Source organism: Streptomyces sp. NPDC056883 (assembly GCF_042788835.1).
GTDB lineage: Bacteria > Actinomycetota > Actinomycetes > Streptomycetales > Streptomycetaceae > Streptomyces > Streptomyces stoeckheimensis.
The window spans coordinates 729,600-746,183 of the sequence record NZ_JBHUBS010000001.1 but is presented as its reverse complement, the minus strand read 5'-3'; the positions used below and the strand labels follow the sequence as shown (position 1 = coordinate 746,183).

General features: G+C 69.3%; 25 protein-coding genes and 3 pseudogenes. 17 read left to right on the top strand and 11 right to left on the bottom strand.

Annotated features, from left to right (window positions below; all coding sequences use genetic code 11):
• Positions 1–104: 104 nt before the first annotated feature.
• Together ACFRU2_RS03500 and ACFRU2_RS03495 are read right to left on the bottom strand one after the other, a co-directional pair.
• Positions 105–458: a PRC-barrel domain-containing protein gene (locus ACFRU2_RS03500; protein ID WP_382967086.1), complete on the bottom strand. Its 354-nt coding sequence runs from the start codon at positions 456–458 to the stop codon at positions 105–107.
• A 331-nt stretch (positions 459–789) separates the two neighbouring features.
• On the bottom strand, positions 790–999 hold the full coding sequence (locus ACFRU2_RS03495; protein WP_382967084.1) for a DUF6479 family protein: 210 nt from the start codon (positions 997–999) through the stop codon (positions 790–792).
• A gap of 68 nt (positions 1,000–1,067) precedes the next feature.
• Here ACFRU2_RS03495 and ACFRU2_RS03490 point away from each other — a divergent pair, with 68 nt between their 5' ends.
• The 4 genes and pseudogenes from ACFRU2_RS03490 to ACFRU2_RS03475 all read left to right on the top strand — a co-directional run.
• Entirely contained in the window at positions 1,068–1,478 is a 411-nt protein-coding gene (locus ACFRU2_RS03490) for a CorA family divalent cation transporter (RefSeq protein ID WP_382967082.1), read from the top strand.
• A gap of 31 nt (positions 1,479–1,509) precedes the next feature.
• Positions 1,510–1,839: a plasmid stabilization protein gene (locus ACFRU2_RS03485; RefSeq protein WP_382967080.1), complete on the top strand. Its 330-nt coding sequence runs from the start codon at positions 1,510–1,512 to the stop codon at positions 1,837–1,839.
• A gap of 93 nt (positions 1,840–1,932) precedes the next feature.
• Positions 1,933–2,385, top strand: a complete 453-nt coding sequence (locus ACFRU2_RS03480) for an SRPBCC family protein (RefSeq protein WP_382967078.1) — start codon at positions 1,933–1,935, stop codon at positions 2,383–2,385.
• Positions 2,378–2,796, top strand: a pseudogene (locus ACFRU2_RS03475) (FAD-dependent oxidoreductase); the annotation flags it as partial. The gene ACFRU2_RS03480 and the pseudogene ACFRU2_RS03475, both read left to right, overlap by 8 nt.
• On the opposite strand, the gene ACFRU2_RS03470 reads toward ACFRU2_RS03475, so the two are convergent.
• The 3 genes from ACFRU2_RS03470 to ACFRU2_RS03460 form a co-directional block, all read right to left on the bottom strand.
• The gene (locus ACFRU2_RS03470; protein WP_382967076.1) at positions 2,780–3,178 is read right to left on the bottom strand and encodes an STAS domain-containing protein; all 399 of its coding nucleotides are present in this window, start codon (positions 3,176–3,178) and stop codon (positions 2,780–2,782) included. The pseudogene ACFRU2_RS03475 and the gene ACFRU2_RS03470 sit on opposite strands and share 17 nt — an antisense overlap.
• 217 nt (positions 3,179–3,395) lie before the next feature.
• Positions 3,396–3,746 (bottom strand): hypothetical protein, encoded by a 351-nt coding sequence (locus tag ACFRU2_RS03465; protein ID WP_382967074.1) that lies wholly within the window; start codon positions 3,744–3,746, stop codon positions 3,396–3,398.
• Positions 3,747–3,815: 69 nt separating this feature from the next.
• The gene (locus tag ACFRU2_RS03460; protein ID WP_382967072.1) at positions 3,816–3,971 is read right to left on the bottom strand and encodes a hypothetical protein; all 156 of its coding nucleotides are present in this window, start codon (positions 3,969–3,971) and stop codon (positions 3,816–3,818) included.
• A gap of 17 nt (positions 3,972–3,988) precedes the next feature.
• Between ACFRU2_RS03460 and ACFRU2_RS03455 the strand changes: the two genes are divergently transcribed.
• The 8 genes and pseudogenes from ACFRU2_RS03455 (at position 3,989) to ACFRU2_RS03420 (ending at position 9,082) form a co-directional block, all read left to right on the top strand.
• Entirely contained in the window at positions 3,989–4,351 is a 363-nt protein-coding gene (locus ACFRU2_RS03455) for a helix-turn-helix transcriptional regulator (RefSeq protein WP_382967071.1), read from the top strand.
• Positions 4,352–4,437: 86 nt separating this feature from the next.
• Positions 4,438–4,791 (top strand): annotated as a pseudogene (locus ACFRU2_RS03450) (STAS domain-containing protein); the annotation flags it as partial.
• Positions 4,792–4,878: 87 nt separating this feature from the next.
• Positions 4,879–6,135, top strand: a complete 1,257-nt coding sequence (locus tag ACFRU2_RS03445) for a PP2C family protein-serine/threonine phosphatase (RefSeq protein WP_382967834.1) — start codon at positions 4,879–4,881, stop codon at positions 6,133–6,135.
• A gap of 78 nt (positions 6,136–6,213) precedes the next feature.
• Positions 6,214–6,603 carry an ATP-binding protein gene (locus tag ACFRU2_RS03440; RefSeq protein ID WP_382967069.1) on the top strand — a complete coding sequence of 130 codons (390 nt, stop codon included), beginning with the start codon at positions 6,214–6,216 and terminating at the stop codon, positions 6,601–6,603.
• 275 nt (positions 6,604–6,878) lie between these two features.
• Positions 6,879–7,304 (top strand): STAS domain-containing protein, encoded by a 426-nt coding sequence (locus tag ACFRU2_RS03435; RefSeq protein WP_382967067.1) that lies wholly within the window; start codon positions 6,879–6,881, stop codon positions 7,302–7,304.
• An 88-nt stretch (positions 7,305–7,392) separates the two neighbouring features.
• Positions 7,393–8,055, top strand: a complete 663-nt coding sequence (locus ACFRU2_RS03430; protein ID WP_382967065.1) for a nucleotidyltransferase family protein — start codon at positions 7,393–7,395, stop codon at positions 8,053–8,055.
• A complete protein-coding gene (locus ACFRU2_RS03425) occupies positions 8,052–8,306 on the top strand; it encodes a hypothetical protein (protein ID WP_382967063.1) in 255 nt (84 codons plus the stop codon). The genes ACFRU2_RS03430 and ACFRU2_RS03425 overlap by 4 nt, the downstream gene beginning before the upstream one ends.
• Positions 8,303–9,082, top strand: a complete 780-nt coding sequence (locus ACFRU2_RS03420; protein ID WP_382967061.1) for a metallophosphoesterase — start codon at positions 8,303–8,305, stop codon at positions 9,080–9,082. Before ACFRU2_RS03425 ends, ACFRU2_RS03420 begins: the two co-directional genes overlap by 4 nt.
• A gap of 159 nt (positions 9,083–9,241) precedes the next feature.
• Here ACFRU2_RS03420 and ACFRU2_RS03415 read toward each other — a convergent pair whose 3' ends face one another.
• Complete coding sequence (locus ACFRU2_RS03415; protein ID WP_382967060.1) at positions 9,242–9,655, bottom strand: VOC family protein; 414 nt, start codon at positions 9,653–9,655, stop codon at positions 9,242–9,244.
• Between the two features lie 170 nt (positions 9,656–9,825).
• Here ACFRU2_RS03415 and ACFRU2_RS03410 point away from each other — a divergent pair.
• Positions 9,826–10,038: pseudogene (locus ACFRU2_RS03410) on the top strand (NAD(P)H-dependent oxidoreductase); the annotation flags it as partial.
• 34 nt (positions 10,039–10,072) lie between these two features.
• Here ACFRU2_RS03410 and ACFRU2_RS03405 read toward each other — a convergent pair.
• From ACFRU2_RS03405 to ACFRU2_RS03395, 3 genes are all read right to left on the bottom strand, one after another.
• Positions 10,073–11,122 carry a glutathione S-transferase family protein gene (locus ACFRU2_RS03405; protein ID WP_382967058.1) on the bottom strand — a complete coding sequence of 350 codons (1,050 nt, stop codon included), beginning with the start codon at positions 11,120–11,122 and terminating at the stop codon, positions 10,073–10,075.
• Positions 11,123–11,148: 26 nt separating this feature from the next.
• Positions 11,149–11,304, bottom strand: a complete 156-nt coding sequence (locus ACFRU2_RS03400) for a DUF6131 family protein (protein WP_382967056.1) — start codon at positions 11,302–11,304, stop codon at positions 11,149–11,151.
• 206 nt (positions 11,305–11,510) lie between these two features.
• Positions 11,511–11,840 (bottom strand): plasmid stabilization protein, encoded by a 330-nt coding sequence (locus ACFRU2_RS03395; RefSeq protein ID WP_382967054.1) that lies wholly within the window; start codon positions 11,838–11,840, stop codon positions 11,511–11,513.
• 289 nt (positions 11,841–12,129) lie between these two features.
• On the opposite strand from ACFRU2_RS03395, the gene ACFRU2_RS03390 reads away from it, so the two are divergent.
• On the top strand, positions 12,130–13,053 hold the full coding sequence (locus ACFRU2_RS03390; protein WP_382967052.1) for a SigB/SigF/SigG family RNA polymerase sigma factor: 924 nt from the start codon (positions 12,130–12,132) through the stop codon (positions 13,051–13,053).
• Positions 13,054–13,139: 86 nt separating this feature from the next.
• Here ACFRU2_RS03390 and ACFRU2_RS03385 read toward each other — a convergent pair whose 3' ends face one another.
• Positions 13,140–13,436 carry a WhiB family transcriptional regulator gene (locus ACFRU2_RS03385; RefSeq protein WP_382967050.1) on the bottom strand — a complete coding sequence of 99 codons (297 nt, stop codon included), beginning with the start codon at positions 13,434–13,436 and terminating at the stop codon, positions 13,140–13,142.
• A gap of 219 nt (positions 13,437–13,655) precedes the next feature.
• Between ACFRU2_RS03385 and ACFRU2_RS03380 the strand changes: the two genes are divergently transcribed.
• The 3 genes from ACFRU2_RS03380 (at position 13,656) to ACFRU2_RS03370 (ending at position 14,981) form a co-directional block, all read left to right on the top strand.
• Positions 13,656–14,189 (top strand): hypothetical protein, encoded by a 534-nt coding sequence (locus ACFRU2_RS03380; protein ID WP_382967048.1) that lies wholly within the window; start codon positions 13,656–13,658, stop codon positions 14,187–14,189.
• A gap of 212 nt (positions 14,190–14,401) precedes the next feature.
• Complete coding sequence (locus ACFRU2_RS03375) at positions 14,402–14,581, top strand: DUF6480 family protein (protein WP_382967046.1); 180 nt, start codon at positions 14,402–14,404, stop codon at positions 14,579–14,581.
• Positions 14,582–14,732: 151 nt separating this feature from the next.
• A complete protein-coding gene (locus tag ACFRU2_RS03370) occupies positions 14,733–14,981 on the top strand; it encodes a UBP-type zinc finger domain-containing protein (RefSeq protein ID WP_382967832.1) in 249 nt (82 codons plus the stop codon).
• 16 nt (positions 14,982–14,997) lie between these two features.
• On the opposite strand, the gene ACFRU2_RS03365 is transcribed toward ACFRU2_RS03370, so the two are convergent.
• Positions 14,998–16,503 (bottom strand): cryptochrome/photolyase family protein, encoded by a 1,506-nt coding sequence (locus ACFRU2_RS03365; protein ID WP_382967044.1) that lies wholly within the window; start codon positions 16,501–16,503, stop codon positions 14,998–15,000.
• Between the last annotated feature and the right edge of the window lie 81 nt (positions 16,504–16,584).

Below are 16,584 nucleotides of genomic sequence, written 5' to 3'. Positions count from 1 at the left end.
CGGTGCCCGGCGGGGCAGGAATCGATGCTCGGGTTACCGGCGCGACGGGCGGGGACGACACGAACAGCTGTCGTCCCCGCCCGTCGTGCCGGTGCCCGTGTGTGTTACGCGCGGTGCGACCCGTCGTAGTAGCCGCCGACCTGGCGGTGGTAGTCCGTATTGCCGAGGTGCTTGTCCTTGTCGAACTCGGGAGCGTTCTTGATCTGCTCCTTCGTACGGTCCACGTAGATCTTCTCGTCGTTCGCGTCGACCCGGCTGATCGTGCCCGCCGGCAGAAGGACTTCCTTGCCGAAGATCCACGGACCGGTGTCGACCACGATGTAGGACGATCCGACCTCGTCTGAATGCTTGTCGACCTTGCCGATGGAACCGTCGCTCGCCTCGACCTTGTACCCCGTCAGGTCAGATCCGGCCAGACGGCCGGACGTCTCACGGTAACCCCAAACGTTCGTAGTCATACGAAGAACAACTCCTCCGGTCAATTCGAGAGTTGAGGAAATTGATTCCTCACCACTCTCCCTTTTCCGTTCTTCCTGTCCGGCGGAACTCACCCTCCGCCATGACATCCGCCTGCCCAGATTTCCCTTCCACATACCCCCTGCCCCAGTCGGACCGGAACGGTCGCCGATCAGAGGAAGCGGCCCACACTAGGAAACGGGGCAGTGGCCGGACGCCCGGGCCAAGGACGTCGGCCCCCGCCACCGCCAAGTCTGAACTGTGCCCTTCTACGCCTTGCCTACCAGCGGTACCACCGGCCGCTGCCACTCTTCGGGCGGGCGACGAATCCGATCAGTCATCACCTTCGGGTGTCTGCCAGGAGTCCTGACGGGCCCGCGCCTCGGGGCTCTGCTGGGCAGGCTGGGCGGGGGCTCTGCGGCGTGCGCTGCGTCGGCTGCCGTACCAGAAGGCTCCGATCAAAAGGAGAGCTACGACCACGCCCACGATGATCAGAAGAAGTGAGCCGCCGGCTTCAGCCGCGAGCATTTCGGTGGCATTCATACGCAGCCCCTACCCCCGTTCAGCAGTTCTACGACGCGAGTACCTCGGATGGCGGCCAAGGGATCGGCATGCCGGGGCCTCTGAAATCCGGGGACGAGCTCGTACGGCTGGCCGATGAACTGGACCTTCATCCCCTGGCCGTCGAAGACGCGATACACGCGCGCCAGCGCCCCAAGTACGAGCGGTTCGGCGACGTCCTGGCGGTCGCGCTGAAGCCCCTCCGGTACGTCGAGGACGACCGAGCGGTGGAGACCGGCGAGATGATGCTGTTCGTGGGGCCCCGCTTCGTCCTCGGCGTGCGGCACGGGCCCGTCGACCCCTGCATCGAGGCCGCCCGACGGCTCGACGCCGACCCGGACATGCTCCGCCTGAGGCCCCGGGCCCGCGCGGCGCCGCCGGCGGGCGGCCCACTGTGCGGCCTCGGGATCCGCGGCTGCCGCCGCGTGAGGTGCGGCCCGATGTGGGTACGCGCACGATGACCGTGATTCACCTTCGACGAAGGGTCGCATCATGCCGCGAGGATCCAGTCCCAAGCGCGAGCGCCAGTACGAGCACATCAAGGAGTCAGGCGAGAAGCGCGGAATGTCGGAGGGCCGGGCGGAGGAAATGGCCGCGCGTACCGTGAACAAGGAACGCGCCCGTTCGGGTGAGAGCAAGACCGCAAGCCGCAGTTCCACCCAAGGGAAGTCCGCCTCGCAGCGTGGCGGCGAGAACTCCCACCGTGGTGGCAGTTCGTCCGGCCGTACCAAGGAAGAGCTGTACCAGGAGGCGAAGAAGCGCGGTATCGAAGGTCGCTCGACCATGAGCAAGCAACAGCTCAAGAACGCCCTCGGTCACTGACCGGGAGCAGCAGGCCACTCCCCCGACCCCCTTCCCGAGCCCTGGCGTGCGCAGTGGAGCGGCGGTGCCGTTCCCGTACGAGGAGGACATCGCATGGCTGTCCGACACCAACTCATCAGGCGCCCTCCTCGCACCGTGTGGGCCGTGCTCGCCGATCCGGGCCTGTACGGGGAGTGGGTGATCGGCCCTTCCGAGTCGACCCCGCTCGACGACACGTGGCCCGCTCCCGGGTCCCGGCTGCGGTACACGCTCCGGCTGGGGCCGTGGTCGGTCGAAGGCACGACGACCGTCCGCCACCAGGAGTCCGGCAGGGAGCTGGAGCTGGAGGCCTCGTTCAAATCGCTCGGTACCGCGCGGATCTTTCTCCAGCTCAGGCCGTGGGGCGAGGAGACACTCGTCGTCTGCGACGAGCATCCCCTGCGCGGCCTGGGCGGAACCCTGCACAATCCGGTGAGCGAAGCGGCCCTTCAGCTCAGGCATCGCGGCATGCTGGCCCGTCTGGCCAGGCTCGTGGAAGAGCAGCCCGCGGAGGCGTTCCGTGCTTGACGCGGTGGTGATCGGCGCCGGGCCCACCGGACCGGCTGCCGCGAACCTGCTGGCCGACGCCGGATGGGCCGTAGAGGTCCTTGAAGCCCAGGACGAGCCCGGCGGAGCCGTACGCAGCGACCGCGGGGTGCATCCTGACTACGTCTCGGATCCCTTCAGCGCCTTCCACCCGTTCGCCGCCGCCTCCCCGGTCCTGGCCCGTCTCGACCTCGCCGCGGAAGGCCGCGCTGGAGCCACGCCCCATCCGTTCTGGCCCACCCCTTGTTGGACGGACGGTGCGCCGTCCTCCAGCGCCGTGTGCAGGACACGCCGGCTGGGCCGGCCGAGTTCACAGGTCCCGACGGGGATTCCTGGCAGGACATGTACCGGACGCGGAACCGGCTCGGTCCGGACCTCATCCAGGCCCTGTTCCTGAACGGTCTTGAAGGGGACCCTCTCCCTCAGCGCCCGCCGCCCTGCCGCCCCGTAGGACGAAGAAGGTTGCGCTTTCCGTCAGGTCGAGCAGGCGCAGCATTTGATGGCTGGGGGCTGCCAGGGTCAGGAGAATCCCGTGGTCAGCAGCTGCTGAACGCGCCCGCAACAGGACGTTGAGGCCGGAGGAATCGCAGAATGAGGAGTCCGTCAGGTCGACGACGAGGTCGCGGCGGCCTTCGGCGTAAGCGGTCTCGATCCCCGTGAGGAGTGCGGCGGTCAGCTCGGACGCGTGGTCCATGTCCATGTCGCCCCGCAGACGCAGTACGTGCGGGCCCGGCTGTGTGGCGGCGGGCTGCGAGGGGGTGCTGTCGGCCGTCATGATCGGCCTCCTTGGTGCCGTTACCTCGATCCGGTTCGAGGCGGGTTGTGAAGTTCGGGCGCGTGCGACGGGGTGCGGCGCCGACACCTGGCGGGGGGGCAAGACGGCCGCCGGCCTGCGGCGCACCCCTCTTCTTCCCGCACCCCACGCACTCATGCCACCTCACATCCCAGCATCCCCACCGGCCACCACAGGTCGGGACACGCTGCCCGTCGGATCACCGGCGTAGGAGCGTCCTTGCCGTGAGGAGGGCGTGGTCAGTGTGGGTGTGGACGGGCAGTGCGGGCTCGTTCGACTGGATCAGGAAGCGGGTCGCGGGGTGGGGAGCGACGGTGGCCATGGGGATGTTGTTGTCGGTGCAGTGGCGGTGGGTGCGCAGGATGACGGAAACGGCGGCCGGGGTGCCCGCGGCAGGGTCGAGGGTGATGACGAGCGCTGCGGGGTGGTGTTCGCCGATGAGGAGGTCGATGGCCTGGGCAAGGGCCGCTCGCTCTTCGGTGGCGACGGGCTCGCGGACGGTGATGATCAGAATGTTGTCGTCCAGCAGCAGCCGGTTGTGCAGGTCCATGCATTCTCCCTGTCGCGGGGAGCCGGCAGAGGCCGGCTTCGGGAGGGAACCTTTTGGGGGACCGGCTGGTCACGATTCGTGAGGACCGGTGTTGACCGGTGACGGGCAGTTGCCTGGTGCCGGGCTGAGGCAGTACAGGCCGGCCAGCGCGCGTACGACGAGGTCCCGGTCCGTGAGGATGACGGCCGGGCTCTGGATTCCGGTCTGGCGAAACCGGAATCGCAAGTCGTATAATTTCGGACATGGAACCGGTGGAGCCTCGGACCGGCTGGACGTTCGTCACGAACCACGCCCGGATCCTGGCCATGATCCTGCGCGATCCGGAGATCCGGCTGAGGGACATGGCCGAGAACTGTCAGCTCACCGAACGCGCAGCCCAAGCCATCGTCAAGGATCTGGAGAACGCCGGATACCTCACGCGGGTACGCCACGGCCGCCGCAACCACTACGCGGTCACGCCCGGCACGGTCTTCCGCCATCCCGCCGAGGGGCAGCACGAGATCACGGACCTCCTGCACCTGCTGGTGGACATGGAATCTCGAGTCCATGCGTCCGGACGTCCTCCGGCGGGCAGTGGTCGTCAGGAGGCCGACCTGCACGGCTGACCTGCGCACAGCAGCCGGACCGGCCCTCACCGTCTCCCGTCCCTGCCGGCCGTGCCACGCGTGCCGGGCTACGAAGGAGTACGGCCATGACCTCTCATCCCGGCCGTCGGCCTGCCACTGCGGCGGAGCCCAGCGGTGACACCGCGCGCCCTCCCGTCGTCGCCGCGTCCTTCGAGGCCGGGGCGGAGCGGGTGCTGGTCCGCGTCCGCGGTGAGATCGATACGGATGACGCCGACGGCCTGCGCGAGAACCTCACCGGGGCTCTCGCTTCCAGCCGCGACGGTCTCGACGTGGACCTGTCCGCGGTCACCTTCTGCGACAGCTCAGGCCTGCATCTCCTCGTCGACCTGAACCGGCTTGCCGCGGCGGCCGAGAAGACCCTGGTACTCACCGCCCTCAGCCACCCGGTCGCTCGCCTGCTGCGCCTCACCGGAACCCAGCACGTGCTCACCGTCCGCGGCTGGCCGGCGGCGGAACCCGCGCAAGTCGACGACCGCGAGTTCCCGGCCCGCGCCGACGCCGATCGGATCGGTCTGGCCGAGGTGCTGGCGGCCGCAGAGGCCGCCGCGCCGGTGGACTCCCTCGATGCGGTGGCATGCAGTCTGCGCGACCGGTTCGGTGCGCGGTTGGTGTCGTTCCTGTTCGTGGACGTCGTCGGCCGGCGCCTGCTGCGGGTCCACGAAACGGATGACGCGGCGGCGACGCACGAGGAGGGGCGCGCCGAGCAGGTGCCCTTGGTCGGCAGCAGCGTCTACGACGAAGTCCTGCGCTCCCAGGAGCTGGGGCTCGCACCGGATGCCGGCCAAGGGCAGCGGGTGCTCGCCCCCGTCAGCAACCGCGGCGACGCCATTGGTGTCCTGGAGCTGTTCCTCACCCGGGTCACTCCGGACGTGCTCGCGCAGGTGCAAGAAGTGGCGCACGCGCTGGCCTACATCATCGTCACCGACCGCCGGTTCACCGATCTCTACCACTGGGGCAACCGCACGACCCCGGTCAGTCTGTCGGCGGAGATCCAGCGTCAGCTACTGCCCTCCGCCTCGACCTGCGAAGCGCCTCAGTTCACCCTTGCCGGGGCTCTGGTTCCGGCCTCCGACATCGCGGGGGACACCTACGACTTCAGCCTCGACAGCAGAACACTGCACCTGTCGATCACCGACGCCATGGGCCACGACGTCGATGCCGCGCTCATGGCCACCCTCCTGGTCAACGCCTCCCGCGGCGCCCGCCGCGCCGGAGAAGACCTGGCCGAGCAGGCCCACCAAGTCCACCAGGCACTCCTCGACCACGGCCACCACACCTTCGCCACCGGCCAGCTCGTGCGCATCGCACTCGACGGAAGCCGTGCTCAGCTCGTCAACGCCGGCCACCCCTGGCCCTTCCTCCTGCGTGACGGCTCCATCACCGAACTGGACCTGGCCGTGAACCTGCCCTTCGGCTGCGTCGATGGTGCGGATCCGGGGTCGTACGCGGTCCAAGACCTCGATCTGCGTCCCGGGGACCGCCTCCTCCTGCACACCGACGGCATGCAGGAACGCGAAGCCCGCACAGTCGACCTGCCTGCCCTCCTGCGCAAGACCGCCACCGAGCACCCGCGCGACGTCGTACGCACCCTCGTCGGCGCGGTCGCCGATGCCTACGACGGGAGGCCGCCGAAGGACGACGCCACCGCCCTGTGCCTCGACTGGCACGGCCCCCGCGCCACAAGCCGCGACACGAGTGACGGACGAAGCAGAGGGCCGGAGGAACGGTGGAGCGGAGGAACGAAGTCTCAAAGGTGGGGCTGAATCGGGTATTCACTCCCGGAAGGGGCAGGCGTTGTTCAGGCCCACCACGTGGAGGGAGGAATCACCGTGGCACCTCCCGTGCCTGTCCTTGACCAGCCGGTGCCGCGCACTGGTCAGCCCACCACATCAGCACGTCAGGCCACTCGCGGCTTCCTCCACGGCGCCGCCCGCATCAGGGCGCCCGCCCTGCCGGAAAGCCCGGACGTGGTGCTGCTGGTCGTCGCCGAACTCGTCTCCAACGCGATCCGTCACACCGACGGCCCCTGCACCCTCCATCTGGAACTGCACGAGGACCACATCGAGATCCGGGTCACCGACAGCGACCCCCACCCGCCCCGGCCCCGCCCACCACACACCGACGGAACCGGTGGCTGGGGATGGCTACTGATCAACCACCTCACCACCCACACCCATACCGAGCCCACTCCTGACGGCGGTAAGACCATCTGCGCGCACACCCCCTGGTAGCGCACGGGAACACCGGACCGGGCCAAAGGACCGCCTGGCGACGGGCGGGATCCACACGGTGGTTGCGGCGCCCGAGCAAGGGTAGGCGCGAGGTGTCGACCAGCCTGGTCTGGTGGGAGACCCCGCACCTGGTGGCCATGATCCTGGGCCCCCGAAGGCACGGGTGGTCTCGCCCGGCTGTGCGCGGCACCAGTCGCGCGCTTGACGGCCACACCCCCACCCCACCCCTTGGGGAGCGACCGTGATGGGCTCCCCATGTGAACGGCGGGTGCGCCGTGGGCCTCAACGACTTCATCGTCGACCTCACCGAGCAGCCGGAGCGGATCGTCGTGTCCGTAAGCGGTGACATCGACTACGGAACCTGCCCACTGCTGAGCCGCGTCCTGGACACCCTCGCCCTGCCCGGCCGGATACTGGTCCTCGACCTCGCCCGGGTCACCTTCATGGGCACAAGCTTCCTCCACGTCCTGCTCGCCCTGCGTGCACGCGCCATCGACGAGGAATGGACCCTCGAACTCGCCGGCACCCCTGACCAGGGCCAAAGCGTCCTGGAACTCACCGCCACCCGCGGCCTCTTCACCCTGCGCCCCGCCCTCGCACCGGCTCCCGCCGTGAACGACGCCGACCACCAGGCCCCGCCCGACACCGCAAGGGGGGCTGCTCACCTGGCGAGGTCGGCGGGTCCGTGCCGGACCCCGTAAACCCAGGGCCGCGAGGTTTGGGCCGCATCGTGCGGGTACCCGCCACATACGCCGAAAGTTGCACCACGAGCGAACGCTGAGGCACTCCGTGACCCATCCCGACGTACGCATCCCAGGGGGAACCCAGCCACCGGAGCGCCTGAGCGGCACCTCACCGGACGACGGCCCGCTGCCCGAGGACCACACCCAGGCCATCTTGGAGACCACCAAGCACGTGGCCGCGTTGCTGAAGGGTTCCGGACTGCCCTTCGCGCTCGCCGGCAGCGTGGCCGCCTTCGCCCACGGGCTCCCCGCCCGCTTCCAGCACGACACGGACTTCTGCGTCCGTCCCGAGGATGCCGACTCGGCGATCGAAGCCTTGGAGGCCGGCGGCATCGCGATGCGCCGCGCTCCCGAGGACTGGCTGGTCAAGGGGCGATCGGGTGGAGAGGAGATCGACCTGATCTTCGAACTGGCCCGGCGTCCCGTGAGCACCGAGCTGCTGGATCGCGCGAGCGTCAAAGCGGTCGACTCGGTCTGGATGCCGGTGCTCGCTCCGACGGACCTCATGGAAAGCCGACTCGACGCGCTCTGCGAGCACTACTGCGACTTCGGCGACCTGCTCCCCATGGCCCGCATGCTGCGCGAGCAGATCGACTGGGAACGCCTGGATCGGGCCCACCGGGCCGCCCCGCTTCCCGACGCCTTCCTCCACCTGCTCGACCGGCTCCGGGTCATCGACCGTGCGGAAGGACGGGAGGACGGGCCGTGAAGTCCGAAGAGAACATCGAGTACCGGATCGAGCACCTGCGGGACCGGCTGGCGCGCGAGGACATCGCCGAGCTCGGCGTACGGATCGACGCGCGCGGCGCCCGGGCCGTCGTCCGGGGTCGCGTCGCCGACGAGGAGTGCCGCGAGGCCGTACTGCGGATCGCCGGGGAGGAGTTGGGGGACATGGACTGGTACGGAGACCTCACGGTCAGCGGTCACGCCGCGCCGGACCGTCCCGAGGTGCTGTCGTGATCCGCGTGGCGGCGGTCGGGGACATCCATCTCGGCCCGGACAGCGCCGGACTGCTGCGACCCGCCTTCGACACGCTCGGCGCCCGAGCGGACCTGCTTCTTCTGGCCGGCGATCTCACGCGGCACGGCACCGCGCAGGAGGCCCGGGTGGTGGCCGGCGAGGTGGCCTCCTTGCCGGTCCCTGTGGTCGCCGTGCTCGGAAACCACGACTACCAGAGCGACCAGCAGGAGGCCGTCGTCCAGGAACTGACCGACGCCGGGGTACACGTCCTGGAGGGCGATGGCGTGGTCCTCGACCTCGGGGGGACGAAGGTCGGAGTCGCGGGCACCAAGGGCTTCGGCGGCGGTTTCGCCGGCCGGAGCGGCAGCGAGTTCGGCGAACCGCAGATGAAGGCGTTCATGCGCTACAGCCGCACCTGCGCCGAATCCCTCGCGAGGGCGCTGTGCGAACTCGACGAAGCAGGCAGCACGCTGCGGATCGCGCTGACGCACTACGCCCCGGTTCCGGACACCCTTGCCGGGGAGCCACCGGAGATCTACCCCTTCCTCGGCAGCTACCACTTGGCGGAGGCGATCGACTCGGCCGGAGCCGATCTCGCCGTGCACGGGCACGCCCACCTCGGCACGGAGCACGGCATGACGGCGGGCGGTGTCCACGTCCGGAACGTGGCCATGGCCGTCATCGACCGGGCCTACGCCATCTACCACCTCACCCCGAACGGATCGGACGCGCACCGGTACGCGCACGCAGCAGGTCCTCCGCCTCCGGCCCCCTGACGGGCGTATGCAGTCCGCTTCGAGCTGCACCCCGCGGCCGTATACGCACCCCGGCGCGGCACGGTGATCTCGTCCTGGCGGTCAGCGAGGCGATGGCCCATTGGCCTCCCGGCCGGCGTCCGGCAGGTCGACCGGTCCTTGACGGGTCGCCCGTCGGCTTCAGTTCGCCACGGGTTCCTCGCGGACTGCGGCGAGGAGGAACGCGTGTCCCGCCGGGTCGCTGAAGCGGCGCAGCGTCGTACGGTTGTCCCGCCGGGTGCCGTCCTCCTCGGCCGACAAAGGGCGTGCCCCGAGAGCCACGGCCTCCCTCTCGGCTTCGTCGAGGGAGTCCGCCGCCACCAGGATCCGCAGATGGGCCTGCTGGGAGTCCTCCGGCGTCGGCCAGCTCGGCGGCACGTGGTTCGGATCGCGGCGGACCCCGAGGACCACGCCGGAGCCGCCGGTGACGAGGAACAGCTCCCCGTCACCCGCGGCCGGGCCCACCTCGGCTCCGAGCAGTTCGGCGTAGAACCGGGCCAGGGACTCGGGTTCGGCGCTGTCCATGACGAGAACGCCCGTCTTGAGTACGGTCATGACCCGCGCATACCCTGAGTCTTCGCTCGTACGCGTACCGTCGTACCCCGAACAGGACTGCCCTCGGCCGGAGTTCTGCTATCGACCGCGCTCAACCGCCGCGCCTTCCGCCCCTGGAACGACGGCAGCCGGGACCGCCTCCACCTGGGGATTCACGCACGCATGCCGGCCTGGGCGACGGAGACGCGTGGCCGGAGATCCGGGCCACGATCCTGGGCTGCGACATCCTGATCCTGTCCACACCGATCTGGCTCGGCCACCCCTCCAGCGTCGCCCAGAAGGTGATGGAACGCCTCAACGCCGAGTTCTCCGAAGCCGACGACGAAGGCCGCATGCTCACGTACGGCAAAGCCGCCGCCGTCTGCGTCGTCGGCAACGAGGAACCGCCGCCACCACCGCCAGTCGGCCCGGGCCGGCTCATGCCCCGCCCGGCTGCGCTCCGTGTCCGACCGGTACGGCCTCCTCGGGAGCCACGGGGCCGGGCGGGGTGCCGTCGCCGAAGGGGCGGCCACCGAGGGACTCCCGGTCGTGGGGTGCGAGCCAGCCCGACAGGTCCGGGCCCTCGGGCACGATTCCCCTCGGGTTGATGTCCTGGTGGACGAGGTGGTAGTGGCGTTTGATGTGGTCGAAGTCGACTGTGTCGCCGAATCCGGGAGTCTGGAACAGGTCCCGCGCGTAGCCCCACAGGACCGGCATCTCGGACAGCTTCTGCCGATTGCACTTGAAGTGGCCGTGGTACACGGCGTCGAAGCGGACGAGCGTCGTGAACAGCCTGATGTCCGCCTCGGTGATGGTCTCCCCGACCAGGTAGCGGGAGGTCGCGAGCCGTTCCGCAAGGCGGTCCAGGCGCGCGAACAGGTGCGTGTACGCGGAGTCGTACGCCTCCTGGGATCCGGCGAACCCCGCCTGGTAGACACCGTTGTTCACGTCGCGGTAGACCGCCTCGTTCACCGCGTCGATCTCGGACCGCAACGCGTCCGGGTAGAGCGCGGGGGCGCCCGGGCGGTGGTGCGCCGTCCATTCCTGCGACATGTCCGTCGTTATCCGCGGGAAGTCGTTGGTCACCACGTGCCCGGTCGGTACGTCGACGACGGCCGGCACCGTGATGCCCCGGTCGTATTCGGGATCACGGGCGAGGTAGGCGTCCCTCAGCAGGGCGATCCCGAGGACGGGGTCGCGGCCACCGGGGTCCAGGTCGAAGCTCCAGCTGCGTTCATCGTGGGTCGGGCCGGCCACGGCCATCGGCAGCGCGGCCTCCAGCCCGAGGAGCCTGCGCACGATGACCGCTCGGCCGGCCCAGGGGCAGGCCCGGGAGACCACCAGACGGTAGCGTCGGGCCTCGACGGGAAATCCGTCGCGCCCGTCGGCGGTGATCCGGGTCGTGATGTACCGCTTGTCCCGTGTGTAGGCCCTGCCCGGGCTCACATGGCTCGCGGTATTCCCCCGGGCTTCATCTGTGGGGTTCATGGTCCGTGCCCTTCTACGGGCTGGATTCACCAGTAGTGGCGACGGCCACCGACCGCGTGTCCGACCGAGCCCAGAATCCACAGCACCGCCCCGATCACGACCAAGATGATTCCGATGGTCCAGAGGATGGATATTCCGGTCACGAAACCGATGAGAAGGAGGATGAGTCCGATGAGAAGCATGACGTTCTCGCTTTCACCTCGCGATTTCGGCGGTGCCGTTCGCCCCGCCGTGGTGAGTCAGATCGCGTGTACCCGAGAATTCCGTTTTTACCTGCGGCTCAGCCCTCGTCTTCACGCGCGCGGGCGGGTCGGTGCGGACCCACAATGAAGCGGCCCGCGCGGCCCGCGCCGCGTCCACACCCGAGGAGTTCTCCCCGTGCCGATCTTCAGCTACCGCCCCCGAGGGCGCGCCGCAGCTGTTCCTTGTTCATCTTCGAGCGGCCCTCGACGTTGCGCTGCTTGGCCTCCTGGTAGAGCTGGTCATACGTGCGCCCCTTGGCACCGCTGTGCGAGCGGTGACCGCCGCGTTCGCCGGAAGACATGTCCTCCAGCGAGAGTCGGCTCGCCGTCTTCGACTCCCCGTGGCGCGCACGTTCCTTGTTTACGGTCCGGGCGGCGATCTCCTCTGCCCGCTTCTCGCTTTCCCCCCGGTCGAGAACGCTCTCCTTGATGTGCTCGTACTGCCGCTCACGCTTGGGGCTGGATCCACGGGGCATGGCGCTGCTCCCTTCGGTTCGGCGCGCGGCTACCCACGGACGCGCGGTCGAACCGCGACCTCGCTCCTCGGTCGAATGCGCCCCGGGCTGCGATCACGCAGGTGGGCGAAGGCCAAGCAGGTCAAGGGCAGGATCAAGGAAACCGTCGTTCATATCGGACCTCCCCGCGAACCACGGTGACCGCGACAAGGGGTCAGCCCACCCCGCAAGGGGTATATACCGTTCGGGAAGACGACGACGGTCCCCCGCTGCGCCTGTCGGCAGCAGCCCCATCCGTCCGAGGTTCCACATGTCACCCCTGACAAGCGTGTCCCGCGACACCGCCGACCCCCTCCATACCGAGCTCCCCTCGGGTGCCCGTGACGGCCCGGAGCGTCCGGTTGGCGACGTGCCTTCCCCTCTCGACATCCCCGAGCGTCCGATGTGCGTGAGTACCGCGGACGCCCGACCCCTGTCCACCACACTCTTCCGGCGCCTGGCCACCTTGGAAGAGGGCACCGCCGAGTTCTCGTACGTGCGCAATACCCTGGTCGAGCTGAACCTCAGCCTGGTGAAGTACGTGGCCCGTCGCTACCGCACGCGCAGGGAACCGCTGGAGGACATCATCCAGGTCGGCACGATCGGCCTGATCAAGGCCATCAACCGGTACGACGTGGAGCGCGGGGTCGAGTTCGCCACGTTCGCGATCCCCACCATCACCGGTGAGATCAAGCGGTTCTTCCGTGACACCAGCTGGTCGGTGAAGGTCCCCAGGCGCCTGCAGGAGCTCAGGCTCGACATCGCCAAGGCCTACGACGCCCTCGAACAGGGGCTGGGCCGCCGGCCGACCGAGTGCGAACTGGCGCAACGACTCGGAATCACCGACCGCGAACTGACCGAGGGACTCCTGGCCACCAACGGCTACACCGCCGGCTCCCTTGAAGCACCCGTCGGCGAGGACACCCAAGTGACTCCGCTGATGGCCTCGCTCGGCACGGAGGAAACGGCGTACGACCGCATCGAGTGCCTCGAAACGCTCAAGCCCCTGCTGACAACGCTCAGCGACCGCGACCGGAAGATCCTGGCCCTGCGCTTCGGCGAGGAACTCACCCAGTCCGAGATCGGCGACCGGCTGGGCCTCTCCCAGATGCACGTCTCCCGGCTGCTGAACCGGATCACGGAGCGGCTGAGGGCGGGCCTGCTGACCGACGACGGAATCGACGCCCCCGTGTAGGTGCTCTGGATCCTCCGGTCCTTCATGCGCGGCGCCATCGCCGACGGAGGGGCAGGTGCGTGGCAGGGGTTCCCGGTCGGTGGAGGTCAAGCGGTGGACGGCAGAGCCGGCCGCTTCTCTTCCTCGGTACGGAGCCGGCGCCTCTCGCGCTCGGTGAGACCGCCCCAGATCCCGAACGGCTCGGCAACTTTCAGCGCGTGCCGCAGGCAGTCGCGCTGCACCGGGCACAGCGCGCATATCTCTTTCGCTGCCTCGTCCCGCCGTTCGCGGTCCGGAGCCTGCTCTCCCCTGGGGTGGAAGAACAAGCGCGAGCCCAGTTCACGGCAAGCGGCCTCCTCCTGCCACAACCAGTGGTGCTCGGCACGACCGGGCAGACGCGACACGTTTCCCACTTCGGAACCTCCGTCGGATGCGCACCGCGTTCGGATGCGCGATCCCTTCCCGTCTGGCCCGTACGACCGAGCTCAAACGGCGAGCCGGAGGTGCGGTACGGCATACGTGGGTGCACGCCCTGCTCACCGGGGCGTGAGCGAGCCGCGGACACTCGGGTGCCGGGCGCCGGCCGGCGGCGCGCCGGGCACGGACCTGTAGGCTCCGCGCCCGTGGACGACATACGGCAGACAACGATCACCTTCAGCGGAATCCTGACGCGGGAGGAGTTCGACGAGGCCCTCGCAGCAACCGGATGGTTCCGACACCTGCGCGCGCTCGTCCTCGTGGCCGCGGCCCTGATGGCGGCGCTGAGCCTGAAGCCGGGTAGCGGCGAATCGATCAACGCGGGTCTGCTGGCGCTCGCCCTCGTCTATGGTGCGCTCGGTCTGTTCCTTCCCCCGATGCTCGCCGGCCGCATGTTCCGTGCCGACCAGGCCACTGGGGAGAAGCAGGCGGTCATCGACCACGCCGGCTGCGTCGTCTCCCGGGGCTCCGAGGAAATCATGCGGGTGCCGTGGCGCACCATGTACCGCTCCTACGAGACGGAGCGGGTCTACGTGGTGACCGGCCGCCTCGGTTGGAAGGTCGGCCTGTTGATCGTGCCCAAGCGGCTGCTCACCAGGACCGGCGAGACCGAACTGATGGGCCTTCTGCTGGAGTCGACGGTTCGCCGCTCCAAGAGCAAGCGGACACACGGCCGTTAGCCATCGGCACGAAGCACCAGGCCGGGCTCCTCATACGGTCCGGATCGATGGCATTCTGCGCACAGGGGGATCCCTCGCGCGGGAGAATTCGATGCACTTTCGCTGCGAGGTGAGGACCTGATCAGGACGGTGCACAAACGACGCGGGAGGCGTGAGGCGGACCGCCGTAGAAGCATGGGGGCCGAATGACCGCACCGAGTCTAGGAGGCACCATGAACACGTACGGTGTCACGCCGGGGGAAACCCCATCAGGTGAGGGCTGCACCGCCGAGGCGCATCAGGAGCGGCCGGACGGTGGCCTGTGGGAGCACCCCTGGCTGTTCCTGGGGTTGATTGCCTTCGGCGCCGTCTTGGTGGCGGGCTTCTTTGCAGCCCGGATCGCGGGGTTGTGATCGCGTGCGGCATCCGACTCGCCGGGCGTGCTCGCGCGACCGGCTGCCCGGTAGCCCGAGGCGCGCAACCGTTCGACAACCGCTCTCCTCATGGACGGTATCGCCCGACGGCGGGCGTCTCGAAGAACGTACGTGTTCCCACCTCACCACGCTGCCCGGACAGCCGGCGTCACCGGTGGGGGTGTGCACCGAGTGCCGCGAACGCGGGTGGACCTGGGCCCGGCTCCGGTGGTGTGCGACGTGCGGGCACGTCGGTTGCTGCGACAGTTCGCGGGGGCGCCACGCGTACGGCCATCATGCGCAGACGGGCCACCCGGTGGTCCTGTCCATGGATCCCGACGAGGCCTGGGCGTGGTGCTTCGTGGACGAAGTCTTTCTCGTTCATGTGCCGTGTCCCTGAGGGATGGGAATGGGGCTCAGGGTGGTGTGTCGCCGGCGGCGCGGTGTGCCCGGGTGACCTGCTCGACGTCGCCGAGACGGTCCAGGCCCTTCACTGCCCGGGCCATGCGGGGATTGCCCTCCAGACGTGCGCGGTGCCGATTCAGGAAGGACCAGTAGCCGACGGTATAGGGGCAGGCCCGTTCGCCGCTGCGCTCCGTGGGCCGGTACCGGCACCCCTCGCACAGGTCGCTCATTCGGTGGATGTAGGCGCCGCCCGAGGTATAGGGCTTGGTGGTCATCAGCCCGCCGTCCGCGTACTGGGACATGCCCACCACGTTGGGCAGCATCACCCAGTCGTAGCCGTCCACGAAGCACCGGTGGAACCAGTCCGTCACCTCCGCCGGATCCCAGCCCCGCTGCAGGGCATGGCTGCCGAGGACCATCAAGCGGGGGATGTGGTGCGTCCACCCCGTGTCCCGTACCTGCGCCAGCACCGTCGACAGGCAGCGGGCCTCCACGGCGTCCGCATCCAGCTCGGCGAACCATGTCGGAACCGGGGTGGTGTGGCGCAGTTCGTTGCGGTGCCGGTAGTCCTCGCCGAGGTGCCAGTAGAGGTTCCACACGTACTCGCGCCAGCCGCATACCTGCCGGATGAAGCCCTCTGCGCTGTTGAGCGGTACCAGCCCGGCCCGGTAGGCCTCCTCGGCCCGGCTCACGCACTCCCAGGGGTCGAGGAGGCCGAGGTTGAGGGAGGAGGACAGCAGGCTGTGGTTCATCACGGGGTCGGCGGCCAGCATGGCGTCCTCGTGGGCGCCGAAGTCAGGGAGCCGGTGGGTGACGAAGTGGTCGAGCGCGGCCAGTGCCTCGCGGCGGCTCGCGGGAAAGAGGCGGGGGCCGTCGCGCCCCACGAAGGCGATGCCCTCCTCGCGCTCCCAGCGGTCCAGGTCCCGCCGGACCCCTTCGTCGATCTCGTCCTCGCGGGGCCTGTACGGGGGCGGCGCGCCGAGCGTGGTTCGGCCGCGGGGCGGTGGCTCGCGGTTGTCGTGGTCCAGGTTCCACCGTCCGCCCGCCGGCCCGTCTCCTTCCATGAGGATGTCGTGGGTGCGTCGGGTGTGCTGGTAGAGGTTCTCCTGCAGGAGCCGTCGGCCCTTCTGCTGCGCGGCCCAGTCGGCGAACTCCCGTTGTCCGACCAGAAAGCCGCGGGCCGGGTGGACGGTGACCTGCGGAAGCGACGTCACCAGGGCGAGGGCGGCGCGGGACGTGGGGTGGTGGACGGAGACGGGTGCGTCACCGACGGCCTGCCTCAGCCCTTCCCGGTAGGTCTCCGCCTTGACGTACTGGGCCCGCTCACCCAGTTCCGCCGCCCGGTGGCGCATGGCGCTGAGCACCAGATGGGCCTTGGCCCGGTGGAACCGGCGCCGCCGCAGAACGGCGAGGGACTCGATCAGCAGCCACCTGACGTTCCGTGGCGTCCCGCCACCGGCGGTGGCGGTGAAGTGCGGGCCGAGCTGGTCTCCGAAGAGCCAGTGCACTGAACTCATGCCCGCATCCAACCAACCGGAACCGGCCCGACCACGAACGACGCGACCGTCCACACGTTCGTACGCTCACGCTCACCATCC